Origin of the sequence: Ideonella flava (assembly GCF_051857595.1) — a bacterium.
Taxonomy (GTDB): domain Bacteria; phylum Pseudomonadota; class Gammaproteobacteria; order Burkholderiales; family Burkholderiaceae_C; genus Ideonella.
Genome location: NZ_JBPZHD010000007.1, coordinates 214585 through 241221, shown reverse-complemented (window position 1 = coordinate 241221; position 26637 = coordinate 214585). Strand labels below are relative to the sequence as shown.

Below are 26637 nucleotides of genomic sequence, written 5' to 3'. Positions count from 1 at the left end.
ATCCATGACCCAAGACACCCTGACGGATCTCCACCACGGCTGGCAGCTGGCCGAAGCGCCCAGCGGCGCCGACCACGCCACGCTGAGTGCCCTGCCCGAGGCGGCGTGGACGGCAGCTGCCGTGCCGGGCAGCGCCCACGGCGCCCTGCTGGCCGCAGGCCGCATCCCCGACCCCTTCTTCGGCACCAACGAAACCGAGGTGCGCTGGGTCGGCGAGCGCGCCTGGGCCTGGCGGCTGCACTTCGACGTGGACCAGCTGGCGCCGCACGAAGACCTCGTCTTCGAAGGGCTGGACACCTATTGCAGCGTGTGGCTCAACGGCCTGCCGCTGTTCAGCTCGGACAACATGTTCGTGCCGCAGCGCGTGGACGTTCGCAAGCGCCTGCGCCGCGGCCGCAACGAGCTGATGCTGCGCTTCGACCCGCCGCTGGCGCGCGCCCGCGAGCAGGAGGCGGCGCTGGGCCGGCGCCAGCTGTGGAACGGCGACAGCGCGCGGCTGTATGCGCGCAAGGCGCAGTACCACTTCGGCTGGGATTGGGGCCCCGAGCTGCTGACCTGCGGCCCGTGGAAAGCGGTTCGTCGTCATTCGTGGCAGGTGCGCATCGACGATGTGCCATGCCGCCCGCGGGTCGACGTGGCAGCACGAACCGCCACCGTGCGAGTGCGGACGGCCCTCGCCGGCGACACGGCCGGTTTGCGCGTCGAGCTGGAGCTGCTGGATCCGCAAGGCCGCAGCGTGGCCCGCGCCACACACGCCGCCGAGGCCGACGGTGCGACGCTGTCGGTAGCCGATGCTCAGCTGTGGTGGCCGCGCGGCATGGGCGAACAGCCGCTGTACACACTCGTGACCCGCGTCACCGGCGCGGCCGGCACGCTCGCCGAGGATCGCCGTCGCATCGGCCTGCGCACGCTGCGCCTGGTGCAGGAGCCGGTTCAGGGCGAGGGCGGCAAGAGCTTCTTCTTCGAGGTCAACGGCCAGCCCTTCTTCGCCGGCGGCGCGAACTGGATCCCCGACGACAGCCTGCTCGAGCGCATCACCCCCGAGCGCTACCGCGAGCGCGTCGCGCAGGCGGCCGAGGCCAACATGACGATGCTGCGGGTGTGGGGCGGCGGCATCTACGAGGACGATGCCTTCTACGAGGCCTGCGACGAACTCGGCCTGCTGGTCTGGCAGGACTTCATGTTCGCCTGTGGCATGTACCCCGCCCACGACGCCTTCCGCGCCAGCGTGCGCGACGAGGCGCGCGCCGCCATCAAGCGCCTGCGCCATCACGCCAGCCTCGCCCTCTGGTGCGGCAACAACGAGGACTATGCGGTCGCGGAATCCATAGGCGCCTACGGCCCGCACGCGCAACTCGACCGATTCGATGCGCGGGCGATCTACGAGAAGCTGCTGCCCGAGGTCTGCGCCGAGCTCGACCCGGACCGCACCTACTGGCCCGGCAGCCCCTACTCGCCCAACCCCACCGGCATCACCGGCTCGTCAGACGCCAGCGTGGGCGACCGCCACAGCTGGGAGGTCTGGCACCAGCAGATGCTGCCCTACCAGCGCTATGGCGAGGTGCAGGCGCGCTTCGTCAGCGAGTTCGGCATGCAGTCGCACGCCTCGCTCGGCGTGCTCGAATCGGTGCTGCCGGCCGACGAGCGCTTCCCCGAGAGCCGCACGGCCATGTGGCACAACAAGGCCGGCGGCAGCCAGCCGGATGGCCACCGCCGCCTCGCCGTCTACCTGGCCGACAACCTGCGCGTGGGCCCCACCCTGGCCGAGCAGGTGTATGCCACGCAGTTCGTGCAGGCCGAGGCGATGCGCTTCGCCTACCAGGACTTCCGGCGGCGTTGGCAGCGCCCGGGCGCGCGCGCCGTCGGCGGTGCGCTGGTGTGGCAGCTCAACGACTGCTGGCCTGTCACCAGCTGGGCGCTGATCGACTCTTCGGGCACGGTGAAGCCGGCCTGGCACACCATCCGGCGAGCGCTGGCCACGGTGGCCGTCGCTGCGCGCCTGGAGGCCGCCGGCGTGCGACTCGCCGTGATGAACAGCGCCGCCGAACCGCGCGCCATCAAGCTGCAGCTGCGGGTGTTCTCGTTGAGCGGACGCAGCATCCTCGACACCAGCATCGACTGCATCGCGCCGGCCTCGGTCACCTTCGAAACCCTGCACGCCCTGCCCGCGCTGGCCGAGCCGGTGATGGCGGAACTGCGTGCCATCGACGCGGACGGCGGCGCCGAGATCGCCCGCGACTGCGCCTGGGCCGAACCGTTCAAGTTCCACCGCCACGGCGGCGCGCGGATCGACGTCCAGGCGACGGACGCGGGCCTGCGAGTGGTGGCCGATCTCCCGGTCAAGGGCCTGTGGCTGCACGCCGACGGCGCGCGCTTCCTCGACAACTTCATCGACCTCGTGCCCGGCGAGCCGCGGCTGGTGGCGATCGAGGGCGGGCCCCTGGCGGCCGTTCACGTCGTGGCCCTGGACCACGCCGGCCGTGTCGTCGACCTGGCCCGCTGACAGGAGGGCGACAGGACCAGCCACAGATCCATCCCGAGCGAACCCAGAGCACAAGGCGCCGCAACGACGGCGCTCATTCCCCCCGAGAGAGAGGAGACAAAGATGAAGGTTCTACGCAGGACGACCCTGTCCCTGGCGGCGGCCCAGGTCGCCATGATGTGGGCGGGCCATGCCCTGGCCCAGGCGACCGACACGGGCAAGCCGGCCGACAAGGTCGAGACCGTCGTCGTCACCGGCCAGCGGGCGGCGCTGCAATCGGCGCAGAAGATCAAGCAGGAGGCGGAGGAGATCGTCGACTCCATCGTCGCCGAGGACATCGGCAAGCTGCCGGACCGCTCGGTCACCGAGGTGCTGCAGCGCGTGGTCGGCGTCACCATGGACCGCACGGCAGCGCGCAACGACCCCGTGCACTACTCGGTCGAGGGCTCGGGCGTGATCATCCGGGGCCTGACCTACGTCAGCGCCCAGCTCAACGGGCGCGAGACCTTCAGCGCCAACAACGGCCGCGGCCTGGGCTTCGAGGATGTGCCGCCTGAGCTGATGTCGCGCGTGGACGTCTACAAGAACCCCTCGGCCGAGCAGACCGAGGGGGCGATCGCCGGCCTGGTGGACCTGCGCACCGCCCTGCCCTTCGACTACCCGGGCTTCAAGGGCGCGGTCTCGCTGTCGGGCACCTACGCCGACCTGCAGGGCAAGTTCAAGCCCGAGGTGTCCGCCCTGATCGCGAACAGCTGGGACACCGAGTTCGGCAAGTTCGGCGTGCTGCTCGACGTGGCCCACTCCGAGGGCACCTCGCGCACCGACACCATCACCGTCGATCCCTACTACCCGACGACGACCACGGCCAACGGCGTGACGACGCCAACCGGCAACTGGTTCCCGCGCGACCTGAGCTGGCGGCGCCAGGAGTACGACCGCACCCGCGACGGCGCCTACGCGGCCCTGCAGTGGAAGAAGGGCGACATGGAGTCGTCCCTCACCTACTTCCAGTCGCGCTACAAGTTCGACATGCGAGAGTGGGCGGTCAAGGCCGAGGTCGACCCCTACTCGATCCTCATCGAGGACGCCACCTACGACGACGCCGGCCGGCTCGTCAAGGGCACGCTCAAGAGCAACGCCGACGGCATCGAGGTCGAGAACAACACCCGCTACTCGTCGCGCACCTCGCAGTCCGAAGACTGGGCGTGGAACTTCCGCTGGAAGCCGGCACCCGATTGGACCTTGACCTCGGACGTCCAGTACGTGACCTCCCGGACCCACGCGCTGGACTCGAATGTCGCCACCGGCGTGCTGATGCCCAAGCAGACGATCGACCTCACCGGTTCCATCCCCAAGGCCAGCTTCGACGCGTCCGACACCGAGTTCCTGAACAACCGGGACAACTACTACTGGGCCACGACGATGGAGCACCTGGACAAGGGTGAAGCCACGCAGAAGGCCTGGCGCGGCGACGTGCGCTACCAGTTCCAGGACAACCCCTACCTGACGGACATCCGCTTCGGCGTGCGCATCGCCGATCGCGACGCGCTGACGCAGAACTCCAACCCCAGCTACAACTGGGCCGCGGTGACCAAGGCCTGGGAGCGCGGCTGGTACGCGAGGGACCTGGCCTGGGTGAAGAACTACTCCGAGGCCACGCAGTACAACCCCTTCTCCAACTTCATGGGTGGCCAGGGCTCGGTGGCGGGGATGTACTTCCCCGACGCCTCGGTGGTCAACGGCTTCCCGGCCAGCTACGTCAGCCTGCACGACCACGTGAAGCCCCTGTGCACCGGCTGGGCCTGGGGCGGTGACGATCACTGCGGCTGGATGGGCTCGAACGCCAATCCGTACACCTGGGCGCCGGCGACGCTGGGCGGACCGATAGGCACCAACGACCAGCACGAGCGGACGACCAGCGGCTACACCCAGCTGCGCTTCGCCTTCGACGAGTTGCCGATGCCAGTGGAAGGCAACGTAGGCGTGCGCGTGGTGCACACCAAGAGCCAGGCCAACGGCTACACCACCCTGACGGCGGCGACGCCTCCCTCCGGGGCCGGCGGCGTCACGGTGCCGGTGTTCACGAGCTTCGCGGCCGCCGAATCGTTCGACAACGCCTACACCGATGTGCTGCCGAGCCTGAACCTGAAGCTGAAGGCGACGAACAGCCTGCAGTTCCGCCTTGCCGCCGCCAAGGCCATCTCGCGGCCCGAGCTCAGCAAGATGCAGGGCTACCTCGACTTGAAGGAGAACGTCGAGATCGACAACACCGACCCGAACAACCCGGTGGTGAAGTCGGTCAGCTTCACCGGCACGGCCGGCGGCAACCCGATGCTCAAGCCGACGCGCTCCACCCAGGAGGACCTCACGGCCGAGTGGTACTTCGCCAAGACGGGCTCGCTCACCTTCGCGGTCTTCAACAAGGACCTGAAGGACATCATCGTCGACCAGACCTACACCCGAACGGTCAGCGCCGACGATGGAACGCCCTACGACTTCGTCATCACCGCACCCGTCAACGGTGCCAAGGGCTACGCCCGCGGCATCGAGGTCGCCTACCAGCACTATTACGACAACCTGCCGGACTGGCTGCAGGGCCTGGGCGTGCAGATGAACTACACCTACGTCGACAGCAAGATGAAGCGGTACAACGCGGTGTACTCGCCGTACTGCTCGGCCGGAGCCGGGGCGGACAACCTGAACCTGTTCATCAACGGCTGCGACACCGACGGCCGCTCGTTCGGAGACACTCCGCTGCCCAACCTGTCGCGCAACTCCTTCAATATCGCGGTGTTGTACGACAAGGGGCCGATCTCGGCGCGCATGGCCTATTCATGGCGCGAGAAGTACCTGCAGGGCGTGGCGCTGAACTCTGACAACACCGGCCCCAACCAGCAGAACGGCCTGGACACCAACCCCGCCAGCAGCGGCTACGGCACCCACACGCTGCCGCTCGGCCTGCCGCTGTGGGGTGACAGCTATGGCCAGCTGGACGCCGGCGTGCAGTACCGCTTCGACGACCACCTGACCTTCGCGCTCGAAGGCCGCAACCTGACGAACGCGATGTACAAGCAGCTGATGCAACAGCACATCGGCACGTTCGGCCACAACTACTTCACCTCGGGCCGCAGCTACACCGTGTCGATGCGCTACTCGTTCTGAGCTCACGCCATCGGGCCGGGCCACGCGCCCGGCCCGAACGAGATTCCCGGATCTCATGTCGAACCTGACGTCGACTTCCCAGTGCGCCCGACCCTCGTCCGGCGCACTGCCTTTTCACGCTGATCAGCCCGCTGCGGCCCGCTGACGCAGGAAGGCAGCGTAGGCCAGCGCGCTGCGCTTGGGCGTGCGCCGCTGGGTCCCGAAATCCACGTGCACGATGCCGAAGCGGCGCTCGTAGCCGAAGGCCCACTCGAAGTTGTCCATCAACGACCAGATGAAGTAGCCGCGCACGTCCACGCCGTTGGCCATGGCGCGCGAACAGGCCGCGAAGTGGCGCTTGAGGTAGGACTGCCGCTGCGCGTCTTCGACCTGTCCGCCCAGCACCTGGTCCGCGCTCGACATCCCGTTCTCGGTGATGTGGATGGGCGGCAGGTCGGGGTAGCGCTGCTTGAAGGCTTCGAGGATGTCCTGCAGCCCTTGCGGGTGCACCTCCCAGTCCATCGTCGTGCGCTCGACCCCGGGGCGGTGGACCCACTCGAAGCTGTCCTCGCCGGTGGCGCGGACGACGGCGCGGCTGTAGTAGTTCAGGCCGAGGTAGTCGATGGGGCGCGCGATGGTTTCCATGTCGCCGGGCAGCACCAGCGGCTCGCTGCCTTTCCACAACTTCCACAGGGCTGCGGGGTACTCGCCCTTGAGCAGCGGGTCGAGCACCCAGCGATTCTGGTAGGCGTCGTACAGGTCGGCCGCGTGGCGGTCCTCCTCGGTCTCGGTGTCCGGATAGCCCGGCCCCACGTTGGCCACGATGCCCACCTGCGCGGCGGGATCGTTGGCCCGCAGCGCGGGCAGCGCCAGGCCGTGGCCCAGCAACAGGTGGTGCATGGCCTGCGTGCCCCAGCGCGTCACGTTGTGGCCGGGCGCATGGTGGCCGTTGCCGTAGCCCAGGTAGGCGGCGCACCAGGGCTCGTTGTGCGTGGCCCAGGCGGCCACGCGGCCGCGGAGCTCTCGGCTCATCAGGTCCGCATAGTCGGCAAAGCGGTAGGCCGTCTCGCGGTTCAGCCAGCCGCCGCGATCCTCCATCCACTGCGGCAGGTCCCAGTGGTAGAGGGTGACGAAGGCGCGCATCCCGCGTTCGGCCAGGCCGTCGAGCAGGCGCTTGTAGAAGTCGATGCCACGCGAATTCGGCCGGCCCTGCTCGTCCATCACGCGGGGCCAGGCGATGGAGAAGCGGTAGGCATCCACGCCCAGGGACTCCAGCAGGTCCAGGTCCTGCGGCCAGCGGTGGTAGTGGTCGCAGGCCACCTCGCCGTTCTCGCCCCGCGCCACCTTGCCCGGCGTGGCGCAGAAGCTGTCCCAGATCGATGGCAAGCGGCCGTCCTCGTGTGCAGCGCCTTCGATCTGGTACGACGAGGTGCCGACTCCGAAGACGAAGTCACGCCGGCGCATCGGCGAGCCGGCCGGGGGCGACACGAGTTCGGCGAGGGCGGCGAGGGCGTGCGGATCGACGGGCAGTGTGAGCGGCATGGTGGCGCGACCAAAATGTTTACTAAACTAAGCGGATTGTCGGGAGCGCCCGACGCAGCGTCAAGCAATCGCCCCAGGGCACGGTGCCAGAATGGCCCGCGCTCCGAACAGCGCCCACGACAACACAGGCATGGCCGATAAACAAAAGAGGAACGTCACGGTCCGCGAGCTCGCCAAGGCGGCCGGGGTGTCCATAGGCACTGTCTCTCGCGCGCTGCGCGGGCAGCCGGGCCTTTCGGAGCAGACGAGGGCCGACGTGCTGCGCGTCGCCCAGGAGCTGGGTTACGACACCGGCAAGCTGCACACCGGCAAGCCCAAGCGCATCCTGTTCCTCTACAACCGCGTGATCGGAGCACTGGCGACCAACCAGTTCTATTCGATCGTGCTGCATGGCGCCGAGACGGCCTGCCGCGAGGCGGGCGTGCAGTTGAGCCTGATGTCCGTCGCGCCGGGCGACGATGTCGCCTCCAAGGTGCGCCGCTTCGAATCCGATGCCTTGCTGAGCGCAGGCTACTTCGACAGCGACACGCTGGCCGCGATCCGGCAGTGCGAGCTGCCCCTGGTGCTGGTGGACCACTTCTTCGCCGGCGCCCACTGCATCAACGACGACAACCTGCACGGCGCCTGGCTCGCCACCAGGCACCTGCTCGAAGGCGGCGCCAAAAGGCCGGCGGCCATCTTCGGCCCGATGATCCACCACTCGGTCGCGCTGCGGGCCAAGGGCTTCCGCCGCGCGCTGTTCGAGGCCAAGCGCCTGTCCGACCCGGACTACGAGGTGACGCTGGACCCCGCGCTTTCGTACACGGACGCCGGCCGCGATGCGATGCGCCGCCTGCTGGCCCTGAAGCCGCGGCCGGATGTCGTCTTCGCCTACAACGACGAAACCGCCCTCAACGCCATCGCGGTCTGCCTCGAAGCCGGCTTGCGCGTGCCCGAGGACATCCGCTTCATCGGCTACGACGACATCGTGGCAGCCTCCCACAACAAGCCTTCACTGTCGACGATCCGCGTGGACAAGGAGATGCTGGGCCAGGTGGCCACCAAGGCCCTGATCGACGGCGACACCGCGCCTTGCGACACGCTGCTGCCGGTGGAGCTGGTGGTGCGGGACAGCTCGCGATCGGGGCGCACCCGCTGAGCGGAGCGTTCATCCCGGACCACTTTCAGCGGTAGTCGTGCTCGTGCTGGTCTCTGGCGGCGAGCAATACGACGTGAAGGTCGCGAATGGCGAAGAGCACGACGCAGCCTCCATGACCGAAGGGGACGATCAACTCCCGAAAATCCCTGTGCTCCTCGGATCGGCGACACGTATGCGGCGCAAAGGCGAGGATCCCCAGCGCGCGCTCTATCGCGTCTCGGAACCGGAAGATGCAGGTCTCGTCCGGTGTGTCGCTGGCCAGCTCACGCTGGATGATGTGTTCCTCGAGGCGTTCGATGTCGTCCTGGAAGGTGACCGTGGGGACAACGCGATAGCGGTCGCTCACCCGGCGGCCCGTTTGTTGCTCCTGGCCGCCACCGCCGCGCGGATGCGCCCCTGTGCCGCCTCGGCGCGCTGCTGCATTCCGGCCAAAAAGTCATCTGCAGTCATCACGCCCACACCCTTGTCAGCAGCGCGCAATGCCTTCTTGGCCCGGGCGATCGCCGCACCTTGTTCAGCTCGGAACTCGACCTCACGGCAGACGGCGCTTTCGATGAACTGCGTGAGCGATTCGCCTTTGCGCAGGACGGCCTCGGCGCTGGACTTGGTTTCGGGCGTGACCCGGATGGGGGGCAGGTTGGCGGTGCGGCTCATGGAGCCAATGTATAGCAAATGAGATACAGATCCAAACAGCAGCTCGCGACTCACGCCCCGTTCTTCAGGACATCCTTGCCGATGATGAGTTGCTGGACCTCGGTCGCGCCTTCGTAGATGCGAAGCGAACGGATCTCGCGGTACAGGCGCTCCACTGTCTCGCCGCTCCTCACGCCTTGCCCGCCCCAGAGCTGCACCGCGGCGTCGATCACCTGCTGCGCGCCTTCGGTGGCGAACATCTTGGCCATCGCGGCCTCGCGGGTCACGTTCTGGCCCTGGTCGCGCTGCCAGGCGGCGCGGTAGACCAGCAGGGCCGCGGCGTCGAGCGTGGTGGCCATTTCGGCCAGCTTGGCCTGCGTGAGCTGCAAGTCGCCGAGCACGCCACCGAACATCGGCCTCGTACGGGCGCGTGCAAGACCCTCCTCCATCGCGCGGCGGCCGAAGCCGAGCGCGGCCGCGGCCACGCTGGTGCGGAAGACGTCGAGCGTGCGCATCGCGACCTTGAAGCCCTCGCCCGCTGCGCCCAGGCGATGGGACAGCGGCACGCGGCAGTTCGTGAAGCGCAGGCGCGCCAGCGGATGCGGCGCAATCACGTCGATGCGCTCGGCGACCTCGAAGCCGGGCGTGCCGGCTTCGACCACGAAGGCCGAGATGCCGCGTGCGCCGGGCGCCTCGCCGGTACGGGCGAAGACGACGTAGACGTCGGCGATGCCACCGTTGGAGATCCAGGTCTTCTCGCCGTCGAGGATGGCCATGTCGCCTTCGACTCGGGCCGCGCACTGCATCGCCGCCACGTCGGAACCGGCCTCGGGCTCGGACAGCGCAAAGGCCGCCAGTGCGTCGCCAGAAGCGACCTTCGGCAACCAACGCGCCTTCTGCTGAGCGGTGCCCGCCAGCGAGATCGCCCCCGAGCCCAGGCCCTGCATCGCGAAGGCGAAGTCGGCCAGGCCGCTGTGGCGGGCCAGCGTCTCGCGCGCCAGGCAGATGGTGCGGGTGTCTATCGTTTCGCCGGCGCCGCCGAACTCACGGCCCGCGACGGCGTGCTTCAGCCAGCCGGCGTCGCCGAGTTGCTTGACGAGCTGGCGGCAAGTCGCGTCGAGGTCGTGGTCGCCGTGCACGTCGCGCACGGTGGCTTGTGCCCATTCATCCAGCGCCAGACCAAACTCGCGGTGCCGCGGCTCGAAGAAGGGCCAAACAGTACGGTCCATTTCATCTGCCTCAGTTACCTTCGAAGGCGGGTTTCTGCTTCGCGACGAAGGCGCGGTACGCCCGACCGAAATCCTCGGTCAGCATGCACAGGGCCTGCGCTTGCGCCTCGGCCTCGATCGCCTGCTCGATGGTCATGCTCCACTCCTGGTGCAGCATGGTCTTGGTGATGCCGTTGGCGAAGGTCGGCCCGGCTGCCAGTTGCGCCGCCAGCGAGTGGGCCTCGGCCTGCAGCGATTCAGGCGCGACGAGGCGGTTGAAGAAGCCCCAGCGCTCGGCCTCTTCACCGCCGAGGGCGCGGCCGGTGTAGAGCAGCTCGGACGCGCGGCCCTGGCCGATGAGGCGCGGCAGGATCGCGCAGGCGCCCATGTCGCAGCCGGCGAGGCCCACGCGGTTGAAGAGGAATGCCGTCTTCGACCGCGCCGTGCCGAGGCGAAGATCCGAAGCCATCGCCAGGATGGCGCCGGCGCCGGCGCACACGCCGTCGATGGCCGCCACGATGGGCTGCGGGCAGGCGCGCATGGTCTTGACCAACTCGCCGGTCATGCGCGTGAACATCAACAGCTCGGGCGCCTTCAGGCGGATCAGCGGACCGATGATCTCGTGCACGTCGCCGCCGGAGCAGAAGTTGTCGCCCGCTCCCTGCAGCACGACCACATGCACGTCCGTGGCGAAGCGGAGGCTAGCGAACAGGTCGCGCAACTCGGCATACGAATCGAAGGTCAGCGGGTTCTTGCGCTCGGGGCGGTTGAGCGTGATCGTGGCCACGCCCTCGCTGGCCTGCCACTGGAAGTGGCGCGCCTGGTAGCCGGCCAGCTCGCATCGGTTGCCGGCGGCGAGCGACGGGTCGACACGGTCGGTGTCATCGGTCATGCGGCCCCCTTGGCCCTGCGGGCCGTCCCCCCGAGGGGGCATTCGCCCTTGAGGCGGCTCTTCGTGCTCATGCGTTGTTCTCCTGAGACTGTGACAGGTGCACCCGCAGGCGCCCCAGCAGTTCATGCAGTTCGTGCTTCTGCGCCGGGACCAGGCCGCCCAGCAGCTCGATCACCCAGCCCTCGTGGATCTGGGCCACCTTCTCGAAGGCCTTGCGGCCCGCCGGCGTCAGCGCGACCTTGAAGGACCGGCGGTCGCCGGCATCGGTCTCGCGCAGCACCAGGCCCTCGGCCTCGAGGTCATCGGTCAGCGCGGTCACGTTGCCGCCGGTGACCATGAGGTAGCGCGACAGCGCGCTCATCCGCAGGCCCTCGGGCTGCCGGTAGAGCTGCGCGAGGTAGTCGAAGCGCGCCAGCGTCATGCCGAACTGGGTGCGCAGGCGGCGGCGGATCTCGTTCTCGATCTGCGTGGTGCAGGCGAGCAGGCGCAGCCAGACCTTGAGCGCCTGGTGATCGGCATCCCCTACGCGCGCCTCCATGCCGATCTGGTCGTCGTCGAGCAGCGGGATCACCGCGGCGATGGCTTTCTTCACGTGGTCTCCCCTCCGCAGACGGCGATGGCCTGGCCGTTGACCGAGGCCGCACCGGCCGAGCACAGCCAGCGCACGGCCGAGGCCACTTCCTCCGGCTGCACCAGCCGGCCCTGGGGGTTGGACTGGGTGAAGCCGGCGCGCGCCTCGGCCTCGCTGCGGCCGGTCTTGGACATCACGTTGGCGATGCCTTCGCGCACGATGTCGGTCTCGGTGTAGCCGGGGCAGACGGCGTTGGCGGTGGCGCCGCTCTTGGCCAGCTCCAAGGCAAGCGAGCGCGTCAGGCCCAGCACGCCATGCTTGGCGGCGACATAGGCCGAGACGTAGGCGTAGCCCTTGAGGGCCGCGGTGCTGGCGATGTTGACGATGCGGCCGTGCGCGCCGGCGGCGACGATGTCGGGCAGTGCGGCGTGGCAGCAGCGGAAGGGGCCGCTGAGGTTCACGTCCAGCATGCGTTGCCAGAGCTCGGGCGTGGTCTTGCCGAAGGGGGCTGTCTGCACGGCGCCCGCGTTGTTGACCAGAGCCATCACGGGGCCCTGGGCGAGGCGTGCGGCGACGAAGGCGGCGCCCACCGAGTCGGCATCCGTCTGGTCCATCGCGACCGCGAAGGCATCCAGCTCGGCAGCCAGGGCGGTCGGGGCCTCGCGCCCGGTCAGCGTGAGCCTCCAGCCGTCCTCGGCCAGGGCGCGGGCGACGGCGGCGCCTATGCCACGGCTGGCACCGGTGATGAAGGCGTGGCGGATCATTGGCTTCGCTCGGCGCTGGGCCGCCCGGAAACGACCGATCCCGCTGGGGGGGACCGGTCCGAAGAACCGCTGGTGGCCACCTGCGTCAAGCTCGCGCGTTCGCGCTGGATCAGGGTTTCCATCTGCGACTTGCCGGACCGGTACTGCACGGGCCAGTCGATGGCCGTGTAACCGATCTTGGCCGCCTCCTGCAGCGTCCATGCCGGATTGGCGAGGTGGGGCCGCGCGACGGCGCACAGGTCGGCGCGGCCCGCCGCGATGATGGAGTTGACGTGATCGGCCTCGCTGATCGCGCCCACCGCGATGGTGGCGATGCCCGCCTCGTTGCGCACGCGGTCGGCGAAGGGCGTCTGGTACATCCGGCCGTAGACGGGCTTCTGCTCGGGACTGACCTGGCCGGAGGAGCAATCGATGAGGTCCGCGCCCGCCGCCTTGAAGGCCCTGGCGATCTCGACCGCGTCGTCCGGCGTGATGCCGCCTTCGACCCAGTCATGGGCGGAGATGCGAACCGACATCGGCTTGTGCTGCGGCCACGCCGCGCGGACCGCCGCGAAGACCTCGAGCGGGTAGCGCAGGCGCCTTTCCAGCGTGCCGCCGTACTCGTCCTCGCGATGGTTCGTCAGCGGCGAGATGAAGGCCGACAGCAGGTAGCCGTGCGCGCAGTGCAGCTCCAGCCAGTCGAAGCCGGCCTCTTCGGCCCGTTTCGCGGCAGCGACGAACTCCTCGCGGATCTCGTCCATCTCGACCGGAGTCAGCGCGTATGGCACGGCCGTCACGCCCGGTTCGTAAGGCTGCGCCGAGGCCGACACGACGGGCCAGTTGCCCTGGGCCAGCGGCCGGTCCGCGCCCTCGCCCACCCACGGCTCGTTGGTCGAACCCTTGGGGCCCGAGTGGCCGAGCTGCATGCCGATCTTCGCGTCCGAATGGCCGTGCACGAAGTCGACGATGCGCTTCCACGCGTCGCGCTGCTCGTCGTTCCACAAGCCCGGGCAGCCCGGCGTGATGCGCGCCTCGGGGCTCACGCAGGTCATCTCGGCGAACACGAGGCCGGCGCCGCCGAGCGCCCGCGCGCCGAGGTGCACCAGATGGAAGTCGCCCGGGATGCCTTCGACGGCCGAGTACTGCGCCATCGGCGAGACGACGACGCGGTTCTTCAGCGTCAGGCCGCGCACCGTGTACGGTGTGAACATGGGCGGAACGGCGTGGCGATCGGGCGGCTCGGCCAAGCCGGCACGTGCGGCTATCCAGCGCTCGTAGCCCTCGAGCCACTGCTTGTCACGCAGGCGCAGGTTCTCGTGGCTGATGCGCTGGCTGCGCGTGAGCATGGAGTACATGAACTGCTCGGGCTCGAGCTGGTCGCAATAGCGCTCGCCGCAGTTCTCGAACCACTCCATCGCGTTCCAGGCGGCGTTCTGCAGCTTCAGCACGTCGACCCGGCGCTCGGCCTGGTAGTTGCGCAGCACGTCGGCGATCTCTTCGGCGCCGACCTCGGTGTGGTTGCCGTGGTCGCGGAACTGCCTGGTCAGCTCGATCGCATCCTCCAGCGCGAGCTTGGTGCCCGAGCCGATGGCGAAGTGCGCGGTGTGCACCGCATCGCCCATCAGCACCACGTGGCTGCGGCCGTTGAACATCGACCACTGCTGGCAGGTGATGCGCTGGAAGTTCAGCCACGCCGAGCCGCGCAGGTGGCGGGCGTTGGTCATCAGCTTCTCGCCCTGCAGGTTGGCGGCGAAGAGCTTCTCGCAGAAGGCCACCGAATCGTCGGCCGAGGCCTTGTCCAGGCCGTGCGCGAGCCACACGTGCTCAGGACACTCGACGATGAAGGTCGAGGTGGTCTCGTCGAACTTGTAGATGTGCGCCTGGAACCAGCCGTGTTCGGTCTTCTCGAACAGGAAGGTGAAGGCGTCGTACAGGCGCTTGGTGCCGAGCCAGATGAAGCGATTGGGCCGCGTGACGATGTCGGGCTTGAAGACGGCCGCGTGCTGGGTACGCACCCTGGAGTTGATGCCGTCGCTGGCGATGACCAGGTCGGCCTCCGGGTAGTCGGCGTCGGACTCGGCCTCGGTCTCGAAGACCAGCTTCACGCCCAGCTGCTCGCAGCGCGCCTGCAGGATGTTGAGCAGCTTCTTGCGGCCGATGCCGACGAAGCCGTGGCCGCCCGAGCGGATCACCCTGCCCTTGATGTGCAGCTCGATGTCGTCCCAGTGGTTGAACGCCTGCTCGATCTGGTCGGCAGTGGCGCGATCCCACTGGCGCATGTGCTCCATCGTCTGGTCGGAGAACACGACGCCCCAGCCGAAGGTGTCGTAGGGGCGGTTGCGCTCGACGACGGTGATGTCGTGGGCCGGGTTCTGCTGCTTCATCAGAAGCGCGAAGTACAGGCCGGCCGGGCCGCCGCCGATGCAGACGATCTTCATGGATTCACCTCTGAAATTACTTTAATTGTGAAACATTCAAGTGTCAACCAGTTTGACCGGGGCAGGAGTACAGTGCTTGCTCCCTCCTCGCGGAGGGACGTCGCGCCGCGACTGGAGGGTCAAGAAAAATGAGCCTGAGCGAACAGGATCGCTTCAACCGTGAGTGGTTCGGCCATCCCTGGGCCATCGACGGGCTGGCGCGCCAGCAAGGCTTCACCGACGAGGGCGAACGCGCCGCCTACTGGCGCCTGGCCGACGACATGCGCGGCCGCTCGATCCTCGACATCGGCGTCGGCCCGGGCCGCACGGTCACCCTCTTGCGCTCGCTCAGCGACGACTACGTCGGCATCGACTACCTGCAGGAAATGGTGCAGGCCGCGCGCGAGCGCCATCCCTTCGCCGACCTGCGGCTGGGCGACGCACGCGACCTGCAGGACTTTCCGCCGGGCCGCTTCGACCTCGTCGTCTTCAGCTACAGCGGCATCGACCTGGTCAGCCGCGAAGACCGCGCGCGGGTGCTGGCCGAGGCCTGGCGCGTGCTGGAGCCGGGGGGCACGTTCTGGTTCTCGACCCTGAACCTGGAGGGCCCGGCCTACCGCTACCGGCCTTGGCGACCCTTCGCTCCGCGCCGGCCCAGCCGAGCGCTGGGCTGGCTGCGCTACGGCGTGCAGCGGGCGCAGTCCTTCGCGCCCGTCCCCCGACGCTGGCGCGACTACCGGCGCGTGGTGCCGCTGGCGCAGCAAGGCGATGGCTGGGCCCTGGCGCCCTTCTTCGGCGGCGAATGGCGGGTGCTGACGCACTACGTCACGCTGCCCCGGCAACTGGCCGACCTGGACGAGGCGGGCTTCGCGCCCGGGCCCGAAGTCTTCGAGGACGCCCGGGGCCGGCGAGTAACGTCCGGTGAAGACCTGCACCAGGTGCTGGCGTTCAACATCCTCGCCCGCAAGCCCGGCTGAGGTTCTTGCGAACCCCACAGGAACGGCGTTTGCCGGTGTTCCGGTCGTGACCCGCCGCGCTGCGTCGCAGGGCCGGGTGCGTGTCCGGAGGGCACATGAACAACAACGCCTTTTCGCGGAGCCGGCGCTGGCTGGCCACCGTGGCCGGCCTGGTGCTGGCCTTGTTTGCGCTGCAGGCGCAGGCCGATCCACCGGGCCGGGCCGCGCGGCTGGCCTACCTCAGCGGCAATGTCAGCTTCGCCCCGGCGGGCGAGGATGATTGGGACCAGGCCGCGATCAACCGGCCCATGACCACCGGTGACCGCCTCTGGGTCGAGAACGGCTCGAGGGCCGAGCTCCAGCTGGGTGGCACCACGGTGCGCGCCGGCGATGCGACCGCCGTGTCGCTGCTCAACCTGGACGACGACATCGTCCAGCTCCAGCTCACCGAGGGCCGCCTGCAGGTGCGCGTGCGCCGGGTCGAGCAAGGCCAGACCGTGGAGGTCGACACCCCGCACCTGGCCTTCCTCCTGCGCGAACCCGGCGCCTACCGGATCGACGTGGATCCCGACGGCCGCGCCACCACCATCGCGATGCGCGAAGGCCAAGGCGAGGTGAGCGGCGAGGGCGTCGCCTACTGGGTGCAACCCGGGCAGGTGCAGCGCTTCATCGGCGACGCGCAGCCGGACGAAACTTTCTCGAACGCGGCGCCGCCCGACGACTTCGACGCCTGGGCGGGCACGCGCGAGCAGCGTGTCGTGCAGTCCGTCTCGGCCCGCTACGTGTCGCCCGACGTCATCGGCTACGAGGACCTCGACGACGACGGCAGCTGGTCGGTGGACGTGAGTTACGGCAACGTCTGGTACCCCCGCAGCGTGGCGGCGGACTGGGCGCCCTATCGCCATGGCCACTGGACATGGGTCGACCCCTGGGGCTGGACCTGGGTGGACGACGCCCGCTGGGGCTTCGCGGTCTCGCACTATGGCCGCTGGGCGCACATCCGCGGGCGCTGGGGCTGGATCCCGGGCCCGGTGCGAGAGCGCGCCTACTACGCGCCGGCCCTCGTCGCCTTCGTCGGCGGCCCGAACTTCTCGCTCAGCATCTCCACCGGCGGCGTGGGCGCCGGCGTGGCGTGGTTCCCGCTGGGCCCGCGCGAGGTCTACCGGCCCGCCTACCAGGTGAGCCCGCGCTACTTCGAGCGGGTCAACATCAGCAACACGGTGGTCAACAAGACGGTGATCAACAACGTCTACATCAACAAGGTCACCAACATTACCTACGTGAACCGGCGCGTGCCCGGCGCGGTGGTGGCGGTGCCGCGCAACGCCTTCGTCGAATCGCAGTCGGTCTCCAAGGTGGTCGTCAAGGTGCCGAAGACGGTGATCGAGGGCCGCGAGGTCATGGCCGTGGCCCCCGTCGCGCCGACCGAGCGGAGCATCCACGGCGGCCTGGCGAAGGCCAGCGGCAAGCCGCCGGCACAGGCGTTCACGAGGACCGTCGTGGCGCGCACGCCGCCACCGCCGCCGAAGCCTGCCTTCGCCGTCGTGAAGGCCCGGCTCGACGCGCAACCCGGCAAGCCGCTGAACGACGACCAGCGCAAGGAGGTGCGGGCCGCGCGCGGCGCCGCCACGACGACTGCCGCCGGCGCGGAGCCGGCCGCCGGCAGCACCCAAGCACCGCAGGTGAAGGTCGTGACCGCCGACAAGGCGCCGGCGCCCAAGCCGCTCGCCCGGGCGGCGTCGGGCCCGAGGACCGGTCAGGCAGCGAACGAGTCGCGGCCCGGCGCGACCGCCCGTGACAACGACGGTGCAGCCTCCGAACCGCGCCGGCGCGCCTCGGAGCCCGGACAGGGACGTCGCACGCAGGAAGAGCGCGAACCGGGTGCCGCCGCTGCGGCGGGCGAAGGCGCGCAAGGCGCGTCCGCCCCGCGTGGCCGCGGCACGAAGCCGGGACGCCGCGGCGCATCGGACGCCGCTGGCGAGACCCCGGCTGCCGCCAGCGCACCGGGCACACGGCCGCCGCGCGCGGATCGCCGCCCGGCCCCCGCCGAAGGCGCGGCCTCTGCCGCAGAACCGCGGGCGCCGAAGGCCCCTGGCGCGGCCCGAGAAAGGCCGGAGGGCGCGTCCGCGCCGGCCACCCGCCCACCGCGCGCGGAGCGCCGACCGCCTGCCACGGAAGGCGGCGCCAGTGCGGAAGAAACCCGCCCGAACCGGCCCCCCGCTGCAGAGCGCCGAGCGCAACGCGACACCGGCACGCCGCAGGAGTCGGCTCCGCCGCGCGACAGCACTGCGCAGGAATCCCGCCCGCCGCGCCCTGCCGCGGCCGAACGGCCCCGTCGCGAGCCGGCGCCCGCAGCCACGCCAGGCGCAACGCCGACCGCGCCGCCCGCCACGGCCGAGGAGCGCCAGGCCGCCCGCGCCGCGAGGAAGGCCGAGCGGGAACAGCGAGCCGAGCAGGCCGGCGAACGCGCCAGCGACGGCAAGCGCCAGCGCAACGAGTGACGTGACGGCCGTGGCCCCTGCGGGCCGCGGCCCTCAGCCGCTGACCCGCTTGGTGTGGTTGAACAGGCCCTCGGGGTCGAAGCGGGCCTTGAGGGCCGCCAGCCGATGCAGGGTCGCCGGGCCGTAGGCGGCCGCGATGCGTTCGGCACCATCGTCCTCGGTCAGGAAGTTGACGTAGGTGCCTCCGGTCGAGCAGCCTCGCGTGGCCTCGAAGGCCGCGCGGGCCCAGGCGATGTTGGCCGCGTCGTCCTCCGGCTTCTCCCAGGATCCGGCGATGTTCAGCACATAGGCCGCGTCGCGGTTGCCCACCGGCGAGTGGCCGGCCGGCAGCTCGTTGAGCGCGCCGCCGATCTGGAACATCAGGATGGCCGAGTGCGGCGAGACGAGCTTGCCCAGGTGCTCCACCGCCAGGTCGGACAACTCGGCGCTGACGCGCGGCAGGTAGTGCGACTTCCAGTAGTAGCGGCGGCCCTTGGGCTGCGTCGCGTCGAGCAGGCTCTGCATCTGCGTGTAGGGCCGGCGGGTGACGATGTCGGCGACCGGCTTGCCGACGCCGCGCAAGGTGTTCACCAGCCGCTCGCCCTCGGCGAGGTCGCCCGAATGGCAGATGAAGATGGCCGCGATGAACTGGCCGTGCACCTCCTTCGGCAGCCAGGGCGCCGGGGGTGCCCTGCGCAGCACCGCCACGCTGGTCAGCTCGCGCGGCGCGGCGGCGCTGAACTCGCGGTAGGCGTCGAGCACCTGCCGCGCATCCTCGCCTCGCCAGGCCAGGGCGCCACCGTAGATCTCCGGCCCGCAGGGGAAGAGCCGGTAGTCGAACGAGGTCACGATGCCGAAGTTGCCGCTGCCCCCGCGCAGGGCCCAGAAGAGCTCGGCGTTCTCGTCGGCCGAGGCACGGACGATGTGGCCCTCGGCGGTGACGACCTCCAGGCCCAGCAGCGTGTCGCAGGTCCACCCGTGCTTGCGGGTGAGATAGCCGAAGCCGCCGCCCACGGTGAGCCCGGCAATGCCGGTGGCCGAGACGAAGCCCATCACCGCCGCCAGTCCGTGCGCCTGGGTCTCGCGGTCGAGGTCGGCCAGCGTGCAGCCGGCCTGCGCGCGGGCGCTGCGGCCGCGCGGGTCGACGAAGACGCCGCGCATCAGCGACAGGTCGATCATCAGTCCGCCCTCGCACACCGCGAGGCCGGCGATGTTGTGCCCGCCACTGCGAACCGACATCAGCAGGCCGTGCGCGCGGGCCAGGCGCACGGCCTGAACCACGTCGACCGTGCCGGTGCAGCGCACGATGAGGCCGGGCCGGCGGTCGATCATCGCGTTCCAGACCTTGCGGGTCTCTTCGTAAGCTGGGTCGTCCGGCGCGAGCACGGCGCCCTTGAAGCCGGCCTTGAAGGCTTGCAGGTCTTCGGCGGACAGCGCCGCGGTGTTGCCATCCAGGCGCTTGAGTTCAATCGTCATCAGTCACTCCAATCGGTATGTCGATGGTCGCAGCATGCGCGTGACGCCACCCCCGGGCCAGTCCAGAATCTGAAGCGTTGGTCCCTCAGCCTAGGGACTGCCCTGGGGGTGGCGCTATGGACGAAAGCTATGGCCAGTACTGCGCCGTCGCGCGCAGCGCCGAGGTCCTGTGCGAGCGGTGGACGCCGCTCGTGGTGCGCGAGCTGCTGTGCGGCAGCCGGCGCTTCAACGACCTGCACCGCGGCGTGCCGCGCATGTCCACCAGCCTGCTGACGCAGCGGCTGCGCCACCTCGAGGACTGCGGCATCGTGAAACGCGTGGCCGCCGGCAAGGTCTGGGAATACCAGCTCACCGAGGCCGGCGAAGCGCTGAGGCCGGTGGTGATGGGCCTGGGGCACTGGGGCGCGCGCTGGGTGCGCGGCCAGCTTCGCGACGAAGAGCTGGACGCCGGCTTGCTGATGTGGGACATGCGGCGCTTCGTCCATCTCGACCAGCTGCCTCGCTACCCGGTGGTGGTGCACTTCCGCTTCCGTGATACGCGGCCGGCGGACCAGTTGTGGTGGCTGGTGCTCGAAGCAGGCCGGGCCGACCTGTGCCTGCAGGACCCGGGCCGCGAGCTGACCCTGGTGGTCGACAGCACGCTGCGTGCGTTGACCGAGGTGTGGGTCGGCGACAGCACCCCGGCGCAGGCGCTGCGGTCCGGCGATCTCAAGGTCGACGGCCCGCCGCGCGAGGCCGAGCGCCTGTGGAGCTGGCTGGGCACCAGCCTGTTCGCGCCCACGCGGGCCGAGGCCGGAAGCGTCGCGTGAGTCGGCGCCGAGGGTGCCTGCCTTACAGGGCTGGCGGCTCGGAGCGTGGGGGGTGGTGGCGGTAAGCCGCGAGAGGCGGCGACCGACCACTGGCGCGGGCCATGAAACGCCCGACGCCACCCACCCCAGGAGATTCGAATGACCCCGATCCGCCGCCGCCCCATCCTCGCCGCCCTCGCGCTCGCCGTGTCCGCCGCCGCCCTGCCCTCGCTGGCCCACGCCGGCCTGCGCTCGGGCATGGTCTTCACCAGCAGCAACGATGCCGCCGGCAACGAGCTGCTGGTCTATGCCCGCAGCCCCGAGGGCGGGCTGATGATGACGGCCCACGTCCCCACCGCCGGGCTCGGCAGCGGCGCCGGCCTGGGCTCGCAGGGTGCGGTGACGCTGAGCCGGGACGGCCGCCATGTCTTCGTCGTCAACGCGCAGAGCAACACCGTCTCGACCTTCGCGCTCGATGGCGACGAGCCGCGACTCGTCTCGACCGTCGACTCCGGCGGCCTGCATCCCATCAGCGTCTCGGAACACGGCGGCCTGGTCTATGTGCTGAACGACGGCGGCGAAGACAACGTCGCGGGCTTTCGCAACCGGCACGGCATGCTGAGCCCGGTGGCGGGCAGCGTGCGCGGCCTTTCGGCGGCCGGAGGCGTCGGCCCGGCACAGGTGGGCTTCACCACCGATGGCGATGCGATCGTCGTGACCGAGAAGGCCACGGCCAAGCTCACCAGCTACCGGGTGAACCTCGACGGCAGCCTGCGCGCCACGCCGGTCATCACCGCCTCGCCCGGCCTGACGCCCTTCGGCTTCGCCTTCAACAGCCGGAACCGGCTGGTGGTGAGCGAGGCCCAAGGCGGCGGGGTCGGCGCCAGCACCGTGTCGTCCTACCGCTTCGACAACCATGCGCCCGAGATGCCGGTGGTCGTCAGCGCCGCGGTGCCTGACACGCAGAGCGCCGCCTGCTGGGTCGCCATCACGCCGAACGGCCGCTGGGCCTACGTGACCAACGCGGGCAGCAGCAGCGTGAGCCGCTACCGCATCGCGCCCGACGGCGGCATCACGCTGGCCGAAGCGGCGGCAGGCATGACGGGCGAAGGCTCCTCGCCGGCCGACGTCGCCACCTCGGCCGACGGGCGCAACCTGTACGTGCGCAACGGCCGTACCTACACGCTGTCGAGCTTCGCGATCAAGGCCGACGGCAGCCTGGCGGAACGGCCGGTGACGACGGGGCTGCCCACGACGGCGGTAGGCATCGCCGCGAATTGACGCGTGTAGTCAGAGCACCTTGCGCTCGACGAAGGGGCGCGCCTGCAGGACCACGATGCGGCCCTGCGGGTCGATGGCCCATTCGATGTCCTGCGGCGCGCCGCCCAGGAGTTGGGCGAGCTGCCGGCCCACGCGGGCCAGGCTTCGCACCTGCGCCTCGCTGAGCACCTCGCGCGCAACCGCGGCTTCGAGCGGCCTTTCGCTCACGCCGCCGGCCGCGTCGAGCTTGAGCTCGGCGCTCTCCTGCGAGCGCGAGAGCCGCCGCACCGCGCCGCTGCGTGACTCGAACATGGACTGCTCGGCCACGCGCCGACCTTCGACCACCTTGATGCCGATCCCGCGCTTGGCCGACACGTAGACCACGCCCTGGTGGGTGGCGTCGAACGGGTCGCGCGTCACCATCACGCCGGCCGACACCGAATCCACCGCCCGTTGCACGAACACCGCCATCGCGACCTGGGCGTCGGCGATGCCGGCCTGGCGGCGGGCTTCCACCGCCTCGGCATTGAAGACCGACGCCCACACCGTCTTCACCGCTCGCGCCAGGTCGGCCTCGCGGGTGACGTTGGGCACCGTGGTGTACAGGCCGGCGCCGCTGAAGTTCGGCAGGTCTTCGGAGTTGGACGAGCTGCGCACGAACACGCCGGCCGCGCCCAGTTGCGCACTCCAGGCGGAACGCCACGGCGCGCTCAAGGCATCGTCCAGCGGCAGCTCGACCAGGTCGCGCCGCAGCGCCTCCAGGGCCTGGCGCCGCACGGCCCGGCTGCGCTCGAAGCCTTCGGTGGCAAAGGCGGCCGCAATGCGGCGCGCCACGTCCTCGCGCTGCATGAACTCGCGGTGGGCGGCAAACGGGATGCAGAAGCCATCGGGCACCGGTGCCACGCCCCCCAGCCGGCCGGCACGCCGCGCGGCCTCGACCTGGCCCAGCCGTGCGGCCTTGCCGCCGCAGGCATCGGCACGCGTCGCGTTCAGCTGACCCAGCGGCAGCAGCGCGCGCTGGGTGAGGTTGGGCGGCCGGACCGCGGCCACCGCGGCGTTCGGCTTCCTGGCCCGGGCCAGCGCCGAGGCGATTTCGGCGGGCGCCGCCGGCGTGATCCCGTGCCCTTCATCGGCCACCTTCAAGGTCACCCACTGGCCGTCCAGCGGCTGGAGCGTTTCGAAGGCGCCCTTGAGGTAGGCATTCGGCACGTCCCAGCCCTTGACCAGCAGGTTGACATGCGACAGCACGGTCGAGGGCTGCGCGACGATCACGCCGGCCACCGGCGCCAGCGTCAGCGGCACCTCGCGCAGCACGACGATGTCCGTCGGCGCGATGTCCTCGCCCAGGTTCTCCGCCTCGATGTCGTCCACCAGCCGCAGGCGGCCGGTCGCCACGCCGGGGTTCAGCGCCATGAAGGCACGCTCGCCGAGGATCTGCGCTTCGGTCACCGCCTCGATGCCGGCCTGCTTCGCCGCGGCCTCCTGCTGCGCCGCGTTGGCCTTGAACCCGACCGGCGCGAAGAAGCGCTCGCCGACCTGCTTCAGGCTCAGCGCCAGCAGCTCGGGCGTCAGCAGGTCGCCTTCCCAGAACTCGATGAGCCAGCGGCCCAGCTCGGTGCGGTAGCCGAGCGTGCCGAGCACGAAGCGCCGGTCGGGCCGGCGGTAGAAGCCGGCGAGGGTCTTGTGGTCCAGCCCGGCGACCAGGAACCGGGCCCGCAGGAAGTCCTCGTGCAGGGGGTAGCGCCGTGTGTTGAGGAAGTACACCCGACCGGGCGACGAACGGTCGACCACGAACAGCACGTGCGGGACCGCCTGGAGCGTGCCGGGGGCGTGGATGCGCGCGAGGCTGTCGAACGCGGCCCGGTCGGGCACGCGCTCGAGATCGGCGGGCCCGCCTTGCGGCGCCGGTGCCATGGCCTGCCCGCGCCGCTGGGCGATGTAGGCGGACGGCTTCCCGGCCAGCTGGGCGTGAGCGCCGGCCGAGACGACCAGGGCGAGCAGGAGGGCGGCAGCCCAGGTGATTCGCGCGTGTCGCAAGCGGGTCCCTCATGTCGTTGTGCAGGAATGCGCATGTTGGCATCGGGCCTGGGTGCGACGGCGCTCCAAATGCACGTTTGGTGGACTTGGCACGTGCGCCTGGGGCGGGACAATCGCCCACCGGACGGCCTTCGACGAAAGGCCGGTCCATGAGGGAGGGATGTGATGGAAAAGAGAATGCGTGCGCTGGCCGTCGGGCTGGTTCGCCGTGGGTGGCGCAGCGTGCTGCTCGCGGCCGGGCTGGCCACGCTGGCCCAGGGCGCGGCCGCCGAAGCCCCGATGCACGCCGTCGGGCCCGCGCCGGCCTGGGTCGCGCCCGTGTGGCCCGAGGTAACGGCGAAGGCGCCGGCGGGGCAGGTCTCCGAGGGCGTGCAGTACCTGCTGCTCGACGAGCAGTTGCGGGTCGACGCGCAGGACAAGACGCGCTTCCGGCACCTCGCGTCCAGGGCGCTGAACGAGCGCGGGCTGGAATCGGTGGCCAACATCGAGATCCGCTTCGACCCGTCGTACCAGAAGCTCACGTTGCACTCGATCAACCTGCGGCGTGGGGCCCAGGTCATCGCCAAGCTGCCCACGGCGCAAGTCAAGGTGCTGCAGCGCGAGGCCGGTCTCGAATCCCTCATCTTCGACGGCTCGCGCACCGCCCACGTCTTCCTGGACGACGTGCGCGTGGGCGACGTGGTCGAGTACGCCTACAGCGTGCGCGGCAGCAACCCGGTGTTCGGCAACCGTCAGTTCGGCGGCTTCGAGCTGCAGTACAGCGTTCCGGTGGCGCGCATCCACGCCAGGCTCTGGTGGCCCACGTCGCGGCCGGTCCACTGGAAGCGCCAGAACGAGGCGCCCGAGCCGCGGGCCACGGCCTCGGGTGAGCACACGCTGTACACCTGGGACGAGCATGACGTGCCGGCGCGACCCAGCGAATCCGATGCGCCGCCCGGCTACGACCCGTACCCATCGGTCCAGTGGAGCGAGTTCGGCGACTGGCGCGCCGTGAGCGCCTGGGCCTTGCCGCTGTACCAGCTGCCGGCCCGCCCGGGCCCCAAGGTGCAGGCGGCGATCTCCCAGCTGGCCTCGGCCGAGGCCGCGCCCGAGGCTCGCCTGCTGGCCGCGTTGAACTACGTGCAGAGCCAGGTCCGCTACCTGGGCATCGAGGTCGGGCCGGGCTCCCACGCGCCGAATCCGCCGGAGACGGTGCTCGAACGCCGCTACGGCGATTGCAAGGACAAGACACTGCTGACCGTCGCGCTGCTGCGCGGGCTGGGCATCGCGGCCGATCCGGCGCTCGTGAGCACCCCGTCGCGCGAGGCCATCGAGCTGGACCAGCCCTCGCCGGGCTCGTTCAACCACGTGCTGGTACGGGCCCGCCTGGGCGACAGGCTGTACTGGCTGGATCCGACGCGCGCGCCGCAGAAGGGCGACATCGCCCGCGTGGTCCAGGCCGACTACGGCCTCGCCCTGGTCGTGGCCGCGGACAGCACCGGCCTCGTGCCCATGGCCGGCCCGCAGGCCCGTGCCGTGCAGCGGGAGATCCACGCCACCCTGGACGCGCGAGCCGGTGTCGGCCAGCCCGCGAGCTACGTCGTGACGACCACCACGCGTGGCGCCTCGGCGGATTCGATGCGTGCGTCGCTGGACGACCGCAGCCGCGATGACCTGCAGAAGCAGTACCTGAATTTCTACACCTCCAGCTTCGGCGCGATGGAGGTCACCGCGCCGTTCACCGTTTTCGACGACGCCCAGGCCAACGAGGTCTCGGTCAAGGAGCGCTACCTGCTCAAGGAGTTCTGGCAGCACTCCGATTCGAACCAGCGGCACGAGGGCAACATCGACGTGCCCGACATCAGCGAGTTCCTGCGCCAGCCCAGCAAGCTGGTGCGCAGCTCGCCCCTGGCCCGAACCCATCCGGTCGACCTGGTGCAGGTCACCGAGGTCAAGCTGCCCGAGGGCTGGACGATAGAGCCCCAGACCACGCGCATCGAGGACGCCGCCTTCCGCTACGAAAGGCGGGAACAGTGGGACGCCAAGGCCTCCACCCTGACGCTGACCGACCACTACCAGTCGCTGGCCGACCGGGTCGAGCCGCAGCGCCTGGCCGCCTATGCCGCCAAGCTGGAGGAGGCGCGCAAGGTCAGCGGCTACGTGGTCTACCAGATGGACGAACACGGCAAGAGCGCGCCCCGCGCCGCGTCCTCCAAGGCTCCGCCCGGCAGCATGGGCAGCGGCCCCCATTGGCTGCCCGCCGTGCTGGGCACGCTGGCGCTGGTCGCTTGGGTCGCGCTGGCGCGCCGCCTGTACAGGTGGGATCCGCCGGCAAGGGTGGCGCCGGCCGAAGACCTCTTCGCCCCCGGGCCCAGGGGCATAGGAGGCTGGCTGTTGCTGCCGGCCCTGAGCCTGCCCCTCGGCTTCGTCCGCATGGCCAACGACGTGCGAGCGCTGTTGCCTGGATGCTCGGTGGAAGCCTGGGCCGGCCTCACCGACCCCGCCAGCGACGCCTACCGCCCCCTGCTCGCCGCCCTCATCCTGTTCGAGGTGGTGTTCAACATCGGCCTGCTGGTGGCCTCGGGCATGACCACGCTTCTGTTCTTCCGCAAGCGCGCCAGCCTGCCGCGGGCGTTCATGTGCTTCCTCATCGGCACGGCCGTCGTGATCCTGGCCGACAACATCCTGAGCCCGCTCGCCGGCGGCGCCGACACCACGCCGCGCGAGTGGGGCGCCTATGCAGCGCTGGTGGTCCACAGCCTGCTCTGGTGCGCCTACTTCGCTCGATCCGAGCGGGTGCGGCGGACCTTCGTGCGCCGCCATGCACGGGCCCCTGCAACAGGGCCCGCGCAGGAAGAACCCGCGTCACCGCCGCTCGCCGGCGCGACCTGATC

The 26637-nt window shown here is 70.2% G+C and carries 18 protein-coding genes; 8 read left to right on the top strand and 10 right to left on the bottom strand.

Annotation, left to right across the window (positions count from 1 at the left end; all coding sequences use genetic code 11):
• The first annotated feature begins 4 nt into the window (after nucleotides 1-4).
• Together ACS5PM_RS16925 and ACS5PM_RS16920 are read left to right on the top strand one after the other, a co-directional pair.
• Complete coding sequence (locus ACS5PM_RS16925) at nucleotides 5-2503, top strand: glycoside hydrolase family 2 protein (RefSeq protein WP_439388830.1); 2499 nt, start codon at nucleotides 5-7, stop codon at nucleotides 2501-2503.
• A gap of 102 nt (nucleotides 2504-2605) precedes the next feature.
• Nucleotides 2606-5644, top strand: a complete 3039-nt coding sequence (locus ACS5PM_RS16920) for a TonB-dependent receptor (protein WP_439388829.1) — start codon at nucleotides 2606-2608, stop codon at nucleotides 5642-5644.
• A 123-nt stretch (nucleotides 5645-5767) separates the two neighbouring features.
• Here the strand turns inward: ACS5PM_RS16920 and ACS5PM_RS16915 are convergent, their stop codons facing one another.
• Nucleotides 5768-7165 carry a GH1 family beta-glucosidase gene (locus ACS5PM_RS16915; protein WP_439388828.1) on the bottom strand — a complete coding sequence of 466 codons (1398 nt, stop codon included), beginning with the start codon at nucleotides 7163-7165 and terminating at the stop codon, nucleotides 5768-5770.
• Nucleotides 7166-7295: 130 nt separating this feature from the next.
• Between ACS5PM_RS16915 and ACS5PM_RS16910 the strand changes: the two genes are divergently transcribed.
• Complete coding sequence (locus tag ACS5PM_RS16910) at nucleotides 7296-8303, top strand: LacI family DNA-binding transcriptional regulator (protein WP_439388827.1); 1008 nt, start codon at nucleotides 7296-7298, stop codon at nucleotides 8301-8303.
• Nucleotides 8304-8328: 25 nt separating this feature from the next.
• Here ACS5PM_RS16910 and ACS5PM_RS16905 read toward each other — a convergent pair whose 3' ends face one another.
• The 7 genes from ACS5PM_RS16905 to ACS5PM_RS16875 all read right to left on the bottom strand — a co-directional run bounded on the left by ACS5PM_RS16905 (nucleotide 8329) and on the right by ACS5PM_RS16875 (nucleotide 14788).
• Nucleotides 8329-8649, bottom strand: a complete 321-nt coding sequence (locus tag ACS5PM_RS16905; protein ID WP_439388826.1) for a type II toxin-antitoxin system RelE/ParE family toxin — start codon at nucleotides 8647-8649, stop codon at nucleotides 8329-8331.
• Nucleotides 8646-8957: a YlcI/YnfO family protein gene (locus tag ACS5PM_RS16900; protein WP_439388825.1), complete on the bottom strand. Its 312-nt coding sequence runs from the start codon at nucleotides 8955-8957 to the stop codon at nucleotides 8646-8648. Before ACS5PM_RS16900 ends, ACS5PM_RS16905 begins: the two co-directional genes overlap by 4 nt.
• 50 nt (nucleotides 8958-9007) lie before the next feature.
• On the bottom strand, nucleotides 9008-10165 hold the full coding sequence (locus ACS5PM_RS16895; protein ID WP_439388824.1) for an acyl-CoA dehydrogenase family protein: 1158 nt from the start codon (nucleotides 10163-10165) through the stop codon (nucleotides 9008-9010).
• A 10-nt stretch (nucleotides 10166-10175) separates the two neighbouring features.
• Entirely contained in the window at nucleotides 10176-11036 is an 861-nt protein-coding gene (locus tag ACS5PM_RS16890) for an enoyl-CoA hydratase family protein (protein WP_439388823.1), read from the bottom strand.
• 67 nt (nucleotides 11037-11103) lie between these two features.
• Nucleotides 11104-11574 carry a MarR family winged helix-turn-helix transcriptional regulator gene (locus ACS5PM_RS16885; protein WP_439389017.1) on the bottom strand — a complete coding sequence of 157 codons (471 nt, stop codon included), beginning with the start codon at nucleotides 11572-11574 and terminating at the stop codon, nucleotides 11104-11106.
• Nucleotides 11575-11624: 50 nt separating this feature from the next.
• Nucleotides 11625-12371 (bottom strand): SDR family NAD(P)-dependent oxidoreductase, encoded by a 747-nt coding sequence (locus ACS5PM_RS16880; RefSeq protein ID WP_439388822.1) that lies wholly within the window; start codon nucleotides 12369-12371, stop codon nucleotides 11625-11627.
• A complete protein-coding gene (locus ACS5PM_RS16875; protein WP_439388821.1) occupies nucleotides 12368-14788 on the bottom strand; it encodes a bifunctional salicylyl-CoA 5-hydroxylase/oxidoreductase in 2421 nt (806 codons plus the stop codon). Before ACS5PM_RS16875 ends, ACS5PM_RS16880 begins: the two co-directional genes overlap by 4 nt.
• 128 nt (nucleotides 14789-14916) lie before the next feature.
• On the opposite strand from ACS5PM_RS16875, the gene ACS5PM_RS16870 reads away from it, so the two are divergent.
• Nucleotides 14917-15744 (top strand): class I SAM-dependent methyltransferase, encoded by an 828-nt coding sequence (locus ACS5PM_RS16870; protein ID WP_439388820.1) that lies wholly within the window; start codon nucleotides 14917-14919, stop codon nucleotides 15742-15744.
• 95 nt (nucleotides 15745-15839) lie between these two features.
• A complete protein-coding gene (locus ACS5PM_RS16865; protein ID WP_439388819.1) occupies nucleotides 15840-18224 on the top strand; it encodes a DUF6600 domain-containing protein in 2385 nt (794 codons plus the stop codon).
• 33 nt (nucleotides 18225-18257) lie between these two features.
• On the opposite strand, the gene ACS5PM_RS16860 is transcribed toward ACS5PM_RS16865, so the two are convergent.
• Nucleotides 18258-19679, bottom strand: a complete 1422-nt coding sequence (locus ACS5PM_RS16860) for an FAD-binding oxidoreductase (RefSeq protein ID WP_439388818.1) — start codon at nucleotides 19677-19679, stop codon at nucleotides 18258-18260.
• A gap of 116 nt (nucleotides 19680-19795) precedes the next feature.
• Here ACS5PM_RS16860 and ACS5PM_RS16855 point away from each other — a divergent pair, with 116 nt between their 5' ends.
• Nucleotides 19796-20488 (top strand): winged helix-turn-helix transcriptional regulator, encoded by a 693-nt coding sequence (locus tag ACS5PM_RS16855; RefSeq protein WP_439388817.1) that lies wholly within the window; start codon nucleotides 19796-19798, stop codon nucleotides 20486-20488.
• Between the two features lie 138 nt (nucleotides 20489-20626).
• Entirely contained in the window at nucleotides 20627-21748 is a 1122-nt protein-coding gene (locus ACS5PM_RS16850) for a lactonase family protein (RefSeq protein WP_439388816.1), read from the top strand.
• A gap of 9 nt (nucleotides 21749-21757) precedes the next feature.
• On the opposite strand, the gene ACS5PM_RS16845 is transcribed toward ACS5PM_RS16850, so the two are convergent.
• Nucleotides 21758-23764 (bottom strand): PEP/pyruvate-binding domain-containing protein, encoded by a 2007-nt coding sequence (locus ACS5PM_RS16845; protein ID WP_439388815.1) that lies wholly within the window; start codon nucleotides 23762-23764, stop codon nucleotides 21758-21760.
• Nucleotides 23765-23929: 165 nt separating this feature from the next.
• Here ACS5PM_RS16845 and ACS5PM_RS16840 point away from each other — a divergent pair, with 165 nt between their 5' ends.
• Entirely contained in the window at nucleotides 23930-26635 is a 2706-nt protein-coding gene (locus ACS5PM_RS16840; protein WP_439388814.1) for a DUF3857 domain-containing protein, read from the top strand.
• Nucleotides 26636-26637: the final 2 nt, after the last annotated feature.

Coding starts and splice junctions, on each gene's coding strand:
- ACS5PM_RS16925 (WP_439388830.1), top strand. CDS start 5: ATGACCCAAGACACCCTGACGGATCTCCACCACGGCTGGCAGCTGGCC.
- ACS5PM_RS16920 (WP_439388829.1), top strand. CDS start 2,606: ATGAAGGTTCTACGCAGGACGACCCTGTCCCTGGCGGCGGCCCAGGTC.
- ACS5PM_RS16915 (WP_439388828.1), bottom strand. CDS start 7,165: ATGCCGCTCACACTGCCCGTCGATCCGCACGCCCTCGCCGCCCTCGCC.
- ACS5PM_RS16910 (WP_439388827.1), top strand. CDS start 7,296: ATGGCCGATAAACAAAAGAGGAACGTCACGGTCCGCGAGCTCGCCAAG.
- ACS5PM_RS16900 (WP_439388825.1), bottom strand. CDS start 8,957: ATGAGCCGCACCGCCAACCTGCCCCCCATCCGGGTCACGCCCGAAACC.
- ACS5PM_RS16895 (WP_439388824.1), bottom strand. CDS start 10,165: ATGGACCGTACTGTTTGGCCCTTCTTCGAGCCGCGGCACCGCGAGTTT.
- ACS5PM_RS16890 (WP_439388823.1), bottom strand. CDS start 11,036: ATGACCGATGACACCGACCGTGTCGACCCGTCGCTCGCCGCCGGCAAC.
- ACS5PM_RS16885 (WP_439389017.1), bottom strand. CDS start 11,574: ATGGAGGCGCGCGTAGGGGATGCCGATCACCAGGCGCTCAAGGTCTGG.
- ACS5PM_RS16880 (WP_439388822.1), bottom strand. CDS start 12,371: ATGATCCGCCACGCCTTCATCACCGGTGCCAGCCGTGGCATAGGCGCC.
- ACS5PM_RS16875 (WP_439388821.1), bottom strand. CDS start 14,788: ATGAAGATCGTCTGCATCGGCGGCGGCCCGGCCGGCCTGTACTTCGCG.
- ACS5PM_RS16870 (WP_439388820.1), top strand. CDS start 14,917: ATGAGCCTGAGCGAACAGGATCGCTTCAACCGTGAGTGGTTCGGCCAT.
- ACS5PM_RS16865 (WP_439388819.1), top strand. CDS start 15,840: ATGAACAACAACGCCTTTTCGCGGAGCCGGCGCTGGCTGGCCACCGTG.
- ACS5PM_RS16860 (WP_439388818.1), bottom strand. CDS start 19,679: ATGACGATTGAACTCAAGCGCCTGGATGGCAACACCGCGGCGCTGTCC.
- ACS5PM_RS16855 (WP_439388817.1), top strand. CDS start 19,796: ATGGACGAAAGCTATGGCCAGTACTGCGCCGTCGCGCGCAGCGCCGAG.
- ACS5PM_RS16850 (WP_439388816.1), top strand. CDS start 20,627: ATGACCCCGATCCGCCGCCGCCCCATCCTCGCCGCCCTCGCGCTCGCC.
- ACS5PM_RS16840 (WP_439388814.1), top strand. CDS start 23,930: ATGGAAAAGAGAATGCGTGCGCTGGCCGTCGGGCTGGTTCGCCGTGGG.